Annotated in this window: 6 protein-coding genes; 3 read left to right on the top strand and 3 right to left on the bottom strand. The window is 68.0% G+C overall.

The window, feature by feature from the left end; translation table 11 throughout:
* Positions 1 to 191 precede the first annotated feature (191 nt).
* The gene (locus ASG29_RS10210; protein ID WP_156457974.1) at positions 192 to 2,129 is read left to right on the top strand and encodes an OPT family oligopeptide transporter; all 1,938 of its coding nucleotides are present in this window, start codon (positions 192 to 194) and stop codon (positions 2,127 to 2,129) included.
* A gap of 85 nt (positions 2,130 to 2,214) precedes the next feature.
* On the opposite strand, the gene ASG29_RS10205 is transcribed toward ASG29_RS10210, so the two are convergent.
* From ASG29_RS10205 to queF, 3 genes are all read right to left on the bottom strand, one after another.
* Positions 2,215 to 3,498: a glycoside hydrolase family 130 protein gene (locus ASG29_RS10205; protein ID WP_055983407.1), complete on the bottom strand. Its 1,284-nt coding sequence runs from the start codon at positions 3,496 to 3,498 to the stop codon at positions 2,215 to 2,217.
* A gap of 50 nt (positions 3,499 to 3,548) precedes the next feature.
* Positions 3,549 to 5,825 (bottom strand): glycosyltransferase family 4 protein, encoded by a 2,277-nt coding sequence (locus ASG29_RS10200; RefSeq protein ID WP_055983405.1) that lies wholly within the window; start codon positions 5,823 to 5,825, stop codon positions 3,549 to 3,551.
* A 124-nt stretch (positions 5,826 to 5,949) separates the two neighbouring features.
* Positions 5,950 to 6,396, bottom strand: coding sequence for a preQ(1) synthase (gene queF / locus ASG29_RS10195; protein ID WP_055985419.1), 447 nt, complete (start codon positions 6,394 to 6,396; stop codon positions 5,950 to 5,952).
* A gap of 103 nt (positions 6,397 to 6,499) precedes the next feature.
* Here queF and ASG29_RS10190 point away from each other — a divergent pair, with 103 nt between their 5' ends.
* Both ASG29_RS10190 and metC read left to right on the top strand, forming a co-directional pair.
* The gene (locus ASG29_RS10190; RefSeq protein ID WP_055985416.1) at positions 6,500 to 7,348 is read left to right on the top strand and encodes a sulfurtransferase; all 849 of its coding nucleotides are present in this window, start codon (positions 6,500 to 6,502) and stop codon (positions 7,346 to 7,348) included.
* Positions 7,345 to 8,518: cystathionine beta-lyase (gene metC, locus ASG29_RS10185; protein WP_055983402.1), on the top strand; the 1,174-nt coding region annotated here is incomplete at its 3' end. The genes ASG29_RS10190 and metC, both read left to right, overlap by 4 nt.

Genomic DNA, 8,518 nt, shown 5'->3' with positions numbered 1-8,518 from the left:
CCCTTTTTTTTGCGTCGGTGTTCGGCTAACCGGACCGTGCAACGAGAAAAAGACGTGCGCGGAGTGGGATGCGCCGGTCGGACCGGCAGCGACGGGGCGGGGGCGGCGCAAGAGAAGCCGACCCCCGCCGGCATCGCTCATGTGTTACGGCACCCTATCGCCGATGCGGCGCGCGTGACATGATCCGCGGCATGACTGCCCGACCCCTCGAACTGACGCTCCGCGGCATCCTGCTCGGCGGGCTTATCACGCTCGTCTTCACCGCCGCGAACGTCTATCTCGGCCTGAAGATCGGGCTGACCTTCGCCACGTCGATTCCCGCCGCGGTGATATCGATGGCGGTCCTGCGCGCGTTCCGCGATTCATCGATTCTCGAAAACAACATCGTGCAGACCGTCGCGTCGGCCGCGGGGACGCTGGCCGCGATCATCTTCGTCCTGCCCGGCCTGGTGATGATCGGTTACTGGCAGGGCTTCCCCTTCCTGACGACCGCCGCGATCACGGCGTTGGGCGGCATCCTGGGCGTGATGTTCTCCGTCCCGCTGCGCCGCGCGCTCGTCGTCGACGACACCTTGCCCTATCCGGAGGGGCGCGCCGCGGCGGAGGTCCTGAAGATCGGGGAGGAGAGCCGCAGCGGCGGCGCGGACAGCGCGAAGGGCCTTGCCGCCATCCTGGCCAGTACCGCGGCGTCCGCGGGTTTCGCATTGCTGACCCAGACGAAGCTGGTGGTGGCGGAGGCGGCGACCTTCTTCCGCGTCGGTGCGGGCGCCACGGGCATCGTCGGCGGCCTGTCCTTCGCCCTGCTCGGCGCCGGACACCTGATCGGCCTTTCGGCGGGCATGGCGATCCTCGCGGGCATCGCGATCGGCTGGTGGATCGTGCTGCCGATCCTGACCGCCGCTGGGCCGCAGGCGGGCGACGTCGCGACATGGGCGACGACGGTGTTCCGCAACGACGTCCGCTTCTTCGGCGCGGGCGTGATCGGCGTCGCCGCGATCTGGACCTTGGTGACGATCGCAGGACCGGTAGCGCGCGGACTGCGCGCGTCGCTCGCCGCGTCGCGCGGGGTGCGGGACGCGGACACGGCGCTGGAGGAACGCGACCTGCCGTTCGGCATCGTCGCGGGGGTCAGCCTGGCGGTCCTTATCCCCATCGCCTTCCTGCTCCACGAAACCGTCGCGGGCGGGCCGTTGGCGGGCAGCGAATGGCTGCTGATCGTGTCCAGCCTGCTGTTCATCCTGTGCATCGGCCTCGTGATCGCGGCGGTCTGCGGCTATATGGCGGGCCTGATCGGCGCCTCCAACTCGCCGGTTTCGGGGATCGGCATCCTGGCGGTCATCGCCGCGTCGCTGATGCTGGTCGGCTGGTTCGGGCGTGGCGGGGGCGTGGCGGAGACGCAGGCGCTGGTCGCCTATGCATTGATCGTGACCGGCATCGTGTTCGGGATCGCGACGATCTCCAACGACAACCTACAGGACCTGAAGACCGGGCAACTGGTCGGCGCGACCCCATGGAAGCAGCAGGTCGCGCTGGTCATCGGCGTCTGCTTCGGCGCGGTCGTCGTGCCCCCCGTCCTGCAATTGCTGTACGTGTCGTTCGGATTCGCGGGCATGCCGGGCGCGGGGCCGAACGCGTTGCCCGCACCGCAGGCCGCCTTGATCTCCGCACTGGCGCAAGGCGTGCTGGGCGGCGACCTGAACTGGACGATGATCGGCTGGGGCGCCGCGGTCGGGATGGTCGCGATCGTGGTGGACGAGTCGCTGGGCCGCGCGGGCAGGATGCGGCTGCCCCCACTGGGCATCGGACTGGGCATCTATCTGCCGATGGGGGCGACGCTGACCGTCGTCGCGGGCACGATCGTCGGTCATTTCTACGACCGTTGGGCCGCGGGCACGCGCGATCCGGAAAGCGCGAGCCGGCTGGGCGTGCTTACCGCGACGGGCATGATCGTCGGGGAAAGCCTGTGGAACGTCGTCTTCGCAGGCATCGTGTACGAAACCGGCAGCGACGCGCCGCTGGCGCTCGTCGGCGAGGCGTTCGCGACGCCCGCGCTGGTCGCGGGGCCGATCATCTATGCCGCGATCGCGTGGTGGCTCTACGCACGGACGCGGCGGGTGGCGGCGACCTAGTAATCCTTCATTGCGAGCGTAGCGAAGCAATCCAGTGTCTCGCAAGCCGCCCTAGATTGCTTCGCTGCGCTCGCAATGACGAGGACTACATCGCCCGTAACAACTCCGCGATCTCCACAAACGCGAAACCGACCGAGCTGTCGGCGATGCCGTAGGGCATGAACAGGTGGTCCCCATGCCGCATCGCGCCGCACGTGTAGACCACGTTGGGGACATAGCCCTCGCGGTCCTGATCCGCCGCCGCCAGGATCGGCTCCCGCGTTCGGCCCAGGACCTTCGTCGGGTCCTTCTTGTCCAGCAACGCCGCGCCGATCGAATATTTGCGCATCGCGCCGACGCCGTGGGTCAGCAGCAGCCAGCCCTCGTCGATCTCGATCGGCGGGCCGCAATTGCCGATCTGCACGAACTCCCAGGGGAATTCGGGCGCCAGGATCTGCGTCCCCTCGTCCCAATGATCCAGACTGTCGCTCTTCAGCAGGTACAGCGTCTCCCCGTCCTGTCGACCGATCGACATATACTGCCCATCGATCATGCGCGGGAACAGCGCGATACCCTTGTTGCGCGCCGCGCTGCCCGTCATGGGCACCAGGTCGAACGCGCGGAAGTCCTTCGTCCGCAGCAGTTCCGACTGGATCGTATCGCCGTTGTACGCGGTGTACGTGCCCAGCCATTCCATCTCGCCGTCGTCGTGGCGGAACTGGACAAGTCGCAGGTCCTCCAGCCCCTTCGACTGCGCCTGCGTGATCGGGAAGATGACCGTGCCCGACAGGGTACTGTCGCGATGGCGGTAGACCGTGACCGGCCCGACGGGCGCAGTATCCTCGTTCGTTCCCACGGCGTTGGTGGCGGTGGCGAACGGCGGCTCCGGGGCCAGCTTCAACTCGTTGTCCGAGGTGATGATGCCTTCGCGGAAGGCGACGGAAGAGATATGCCCCTCCCCGACCGCGCGTAGCGACATCAGGATGCGCTGCGACCCGTCGGGCATCCCCGACTGGTCGAAGTGCGGCACCGCGCTGGGGTTCATCAAAGCGGCCGCGGCGTAGCTGTATTCGTGGCAGAAATACGCGCCGATCAGCTGCCGCTTTTCGTCGTCGATAACGCTGCCGTCGAGGCCGTTCGCCGCCGCGATCTCGTCGTAACGGGTCATGAACACGCGCCGGGTCTGCCAGTGGCGCGCCTCGAAATCCTTCAGGACGAGCTGCAACTGGCTGCGCGCCTGCTCGCGCGTCATCTCCATCACCTCGTTGATGAGGCGTTCGGACCGGCTGATCCCGCTGCTGCCGTGCGATACCCAGCCGATGTGGAACGGGCGCACGACGACGCGCGACGGATCCGCGTGCAGCCGAAGCTGATGATTGAACAGTTCCAAGAAAGGCCGCCCCGCGCTCGTTCGTCCAAGACACGCGTGGCCCGGGGATATCACCCCAGGCGACGGCGCCCGTCAGTGCCTGCCACGTTTCCCACGCGCTGCGAAAGCCCAGAAATCGCGCAGGAGGCCATTTGCAGTGCCAATATCGACTCCGCGCCCTGGTTTCGATTGAGCCCGCCCGGCATCAGACCATCGAAACACCCGCCGTCCGCCTGCGTCGCCAGGGGCAGGTCGAGATCGTTGGCGCCGAGAAACCATTGATAGGCGCGGTTCGCCTCGTCCACCCAGCGCAGGTCGCCGGTGGCGTCGTAGGCGGCGGCGCAGGCGTCAACGGTCGCGACCGCCTCCAGCGGCTGCTGGTCGAACGGCAGCGGCTCGGCATAGGCGCGGCCGAAGCTTTCCGACCCGACGGCGCGGAAATGCCCCTCCGGCGCGGTCTGCTTGGTCATGATCCATTCCAGCGTCGATACGCCGCAGGCGATCAAATCGGCGCGGCCCAACGCCTTTCCGGCGCGCAGCAGCGCCTCGGGAAGGCGCGCATTGTCGTAGGCCAGGACGATTTCGAACCAGCCCCACTCAGGACGCCGCGCCGCGTCGAGCAGCGCAAGATGCTGGTCGGGAAAGCGTTTCAGGATTTCCAGCGACAGGCGGTGGCCCGGCGATGCCTGCACCATCGCGGCGGCACCCAGCATCGCGAACGATTGCGCCCGCGGCGACCCGAGGTCGAGCGACAGGCTGGCGGTCGCGTCGAACATCGCGGTCGCCCAGGCGCGGTGCTTCGCCTCATGCGCGTCGCGCGCGACCACGCCCAGGGCCCAGATCGTGCGGCCGTTGGAATCCTCCGATCCCTCGTCCTCGCACCACGTACGGTCGAAGTTCATGAAATTGCGGAAGCGACGCTTGTCCGGATTCCAGGCATATTGCACGAAGGAGGCGTAGATCGTCGTCCACCTGTCACGGACTTCGGGGTCGAGGTCCGGCACCGCCGTCATCAGCATCAGGGCGCGGGCATTGTCGTCGATGCAATAACCGTGACGCCGATCCGGCACGGAATAGATCGCGTGCTGCAACATCCCCGTCGCATCGCTCATCCGCTCTACCGCCGCGATATCGGGCGGAAGGATGCGGGTTGCGATCGGTTGACTGGGCAACCTCCGCGGTTTCGCCTCCACGGCTGCGACGATCTCTTCCATTGCCTGCTCCACGACGCGCGGCCAGATCATCGTGCGACCACGGGCGTAGGCGCGTTCCGAGAGGCGGGTGATGTTCCGCTCGCTGCCGAGCAGATCGTTGATCTCGCGTGCGAAGGCTTCCGCATCGCGGAAGTCCACGAGCACGCCGTGCCCGTCGGCGAGAATTTCGGTAGCATGGACATACGGGGTGGAAACCACCGCCTTGCCCACGCCGACCGCGTAGCTGAGCGTCCCGCTCGTGATCTGCGCGGGGTTCAGGTACGGCGTGGCGTAGATATCCGCCGCCTGAAGATAGTCGATCAGGTCGTTATGCTCGACGAACGCGTCGATGAAGGCGACGTTCGCGCCGACACCCAGTTCGCGCGCCTGCGCCTTCAACCCGTCGCGGTACTTCTCGCCCTCATGTGCCACGAGGTTGGGGTGGGTGGCGCCCAGCACGACGTAGACCGCATCCGGATGCCGCGCGACGACCGTCGGCATGGCGGTGATGATCGTTTCGATCCCCTTGCCCGGCGCCAGCAGGCCGAACGTCAGGATCACCCTTTTCCCCTTCCATCCGAAACGCGCCTTGAAGGTGTCGGGATCGGCGAAATCGCGATCGGGGACACCGTGGGGGATGACAGACACGAGGCGTGGTGGGGCGCCGTATATGCGGGTTAGGATTTCGCGACCACGCTCCGCCATCACGATCACCTTCGCCGCGCGGCGGAGCAGGCTTTCGAGCACCGACCGCTCCTGCGCGCTCGGCTTTTCGAGGACGGTATGGAGCGTGACGATCAGCGGCAGGCCCGCGCGATCGATCAGCGCCAAAACGTGGGCGCCCGCCTCTCCGCCGTAGATGCCATACTCATGCTGGACCCACAGCGCCTGCGCGCCGCTGTCCGCGATCGTGCGACCCGTCTCGATATAGGCGGACAGGTCGTTCTGCGGCACCGTGCCGACGACGGCATCGGGGTAATCGTACCGCCCGACGTGGTCGTCCATGGCGTAGACGTCGATCGCGACGTCGGGAAAGCGGTGGCGCAACGCGGTGTAGGTATCGGTCGTGAACGTGGCGATCCCGCATTTGCGCGGCAGGAAATTACCCAGCAGCGCAATCCGCGTGACGCCGTCCGTCATGACCGCTCCGTCCATTCCCTATCCTTCGCTGGTGCAGCGCAAATCGCCAGACGACCCGCTGCAAGGGAAACAACCTCCTGCGTGACGAAAGGTTGCGGTCATGTTGCACCGCAACACTACCCAAAGCGACTGATTTCGATCAGCCGCGCCCACGATAGGACGCAACGCCCTGATCGGGCAGCCATACATTCACGGGCGGCGCGCCCGATTGCCAGAACACGTCGATCGGCATTCCCCCGCGCGGATACCAATAGCCGCCGATCCGCAGCCATATCGGCGCCATTTCGCGGAACAGGCGGGCGCCGATCCCGACCGTGCAATCCTCGTGAAACGCCTGGTGATTGCGGAACGCCCCGAGGAACAGCTTCAGCGACTTCGATTCGACGATGGTGGCATCGGGCACGTAATCGATGACGAGATGCGCGAAGTCGGGCTGTCCGGTGACGGGGCACAGCGACGTGAATTCGGGCTGCGTGAAGCGCACGAGATACGGGCTGCCCGGCCGCGGGTTCGGCACGTAATCGAGGATCGCGGCCTCGGGGGAGGCGGGAAGCGCGCTGTTCTGACCGAGGTACAGGGGTGTCATGAAGCGCGAGGTAGGGCGGCGTGCGCAGACGCGCAACCGCGCCATCCCGCGTCCGGGTAGCACCGGCATGACGCGCGACCAAACTGCCGCTATGCACGGCGCCATGCCTCCCCTCGTCTCCACCCGATGGCTCGCGACCGAAGCGGGCGCGCGCGACCTGCGCATCGCGGATGCCACCCTGCACGCCAATTTCGCCGGCGAACCGCCGCGCGACGCGCGTGCCGAATTCGCCGCCGGCCATATTCCCGGCGCGGTGTTCATGGATCTGGCCGCCTTCGCCGATCCCGCCGCCCCGCTGCCCTCGACACTGCCGTCGCCCGCGCAGTTCGGCAGCCGGATGGCGAAGTTGGGACTGGGCGACGGTACGCGCATCGTCCTGTACGACGACGCCGCGCATCGTACCGCGGCGCGCGCATGGGTGATGCTGCGCAGTTTCGGCTTCACCGGCGTCGCGATCCTCGACGGCGGCCTCGCGGCATGGCGCGCGGCGGGACAGCCGCTCGCGACGGGCGAGGAAACGCCCTCCCCGCGCCACGCGACGCCGCGCGACGCCGGGGTCCTGATCCGCGACAAGGCCGCGATGCTGGCTGCGCAGGCGAACGGCACGGAACAGATCGTCGATGCCCGCTCGTCCGCGCGCTTCACGGGCGCGGAGGCCGATCCGCGGCCCGACGTGGCGCCCGGCCACATCCCCGGATCGCGCAACCTGCCCTATACCCGGCTGTTCAACGATGACGGCACATGGAAGCGCGGCGACGACCTGGCCGCCGCCTTCGCGGAAGCGGGCGTCGACCTCGACCGCCCGATGGCGATGACGTGTGGGTCGGGCATCACCGCCAGCGTGCTGGCGTTCGGTGCGCACCTGCTGGGGCGCGAGGCCGCGCTCTACGACGGCAGCTGGACCGAATGGGGTAGCGACCCGGCGACCCCCAAGGCCGTCGGCCCGGCATGAGCGACGATCCGAAGCCGGACACTGCGGTCGTCGCTGCGGGCCGCCGCCCGGAATGGACCGCGGGCGTCGTCAATACGCCGGTCTGGCGCGCCTCCACGATCCTGTACGACGACGTCGCGCATCTGCGCGCGGCGGCGGGCAAGGACACGCACCACCGCCTGTTCTACGGCCGCCGCGGCACGCCGACGCAATGGAGCCTCGCCGACGCGCTGACCGAACTGGAGCCGGGGGCGGAGGCGACGTTCCTCTACCCGTCGGGCGTCGCGGCGATTGCGGCGGTCCTGCTGACGTTGCTGTCGCCGGGCGACGAACTGCTGCTGGTCGATTCGGCCTACGATCCCACGCGCGCGATGGCGACAGGGCTGCTGAAGCGGATGGGGATCACGACGCGATTCTACGATCCGACGATCGGCGCGGGCATCGCGGACCTGATCGGCGATCGGACACGCGCGGTGTTCATGGAAAGCCCCGGCAGCCTGACGTTCGAGGTTCAGGACGTGCCCGCCATCGTCGCGGCGGCGAAGGCGCGCGGGGTCGCCACGATCCTGGACAACACCTGGGCCACGCCCCTGCTGTTTCCCGCCATCGCGCATGGTGTCGATTATGCGATGCTGGCCTGTACGAAGTATGTCGTCGGCCATTCCGACGTCATGCTGGGGTCCGTCACCGCGGCGCCGGGCCGGTTCGCGAAGCTGCGCGATACCAGCTTCGCGCTGGGGCAGGTGGTCGGCCCCGACGACGCGTGGCTGGGGAGCCGTGGCCTGCGCACCATGGCGGTGCGATTGAAGCAGCACGAGGCGAGCGCGCTGGAGATCGCACGCTGGCTGGAAGGCCGCGCCGAGGTGGCGCAGGTGCTGCATCCCGCCCTGCCCTCGCATCCGGGCCATGCGTTATGGCAGCGCGATTTCCGCGGCAGTTCGGGCCTGTTCGCGTTCGTGCTGGACGGCGGCGACGAGGCGGCGCGCGCCGCGTTGATCGACACGCTCCACCATTTCGGCATCGGCTACAGCTGGGGCGGGTTCGAGAGCCTGGCGATCCCGGTCGACCCGGCGCGCTATCGCACCGCCACGACGCCCGACTTCGCCGGGCCGCTGGTGCGGTTGCAGATCGGCCTGGAGGATCCGGCGGACCTGATCGCGGACCTGGAACGCGGACTGGACGCGTTCCGGG

This window comes from Sphingomonas sp. Leaf412, from assembly GCF_001425405.1.
Lineage (GTDB): Bacteria > Pseudomonadota > Alphaproteobacteria > Sphingomonadales > Sphingomonadaceae > Sphingomonas.
The sequence above is the reverse complement of the archived record's forward strand: the minus strand, read 5'-3'. Positions and strand labels throughout refer to the sequence as shown.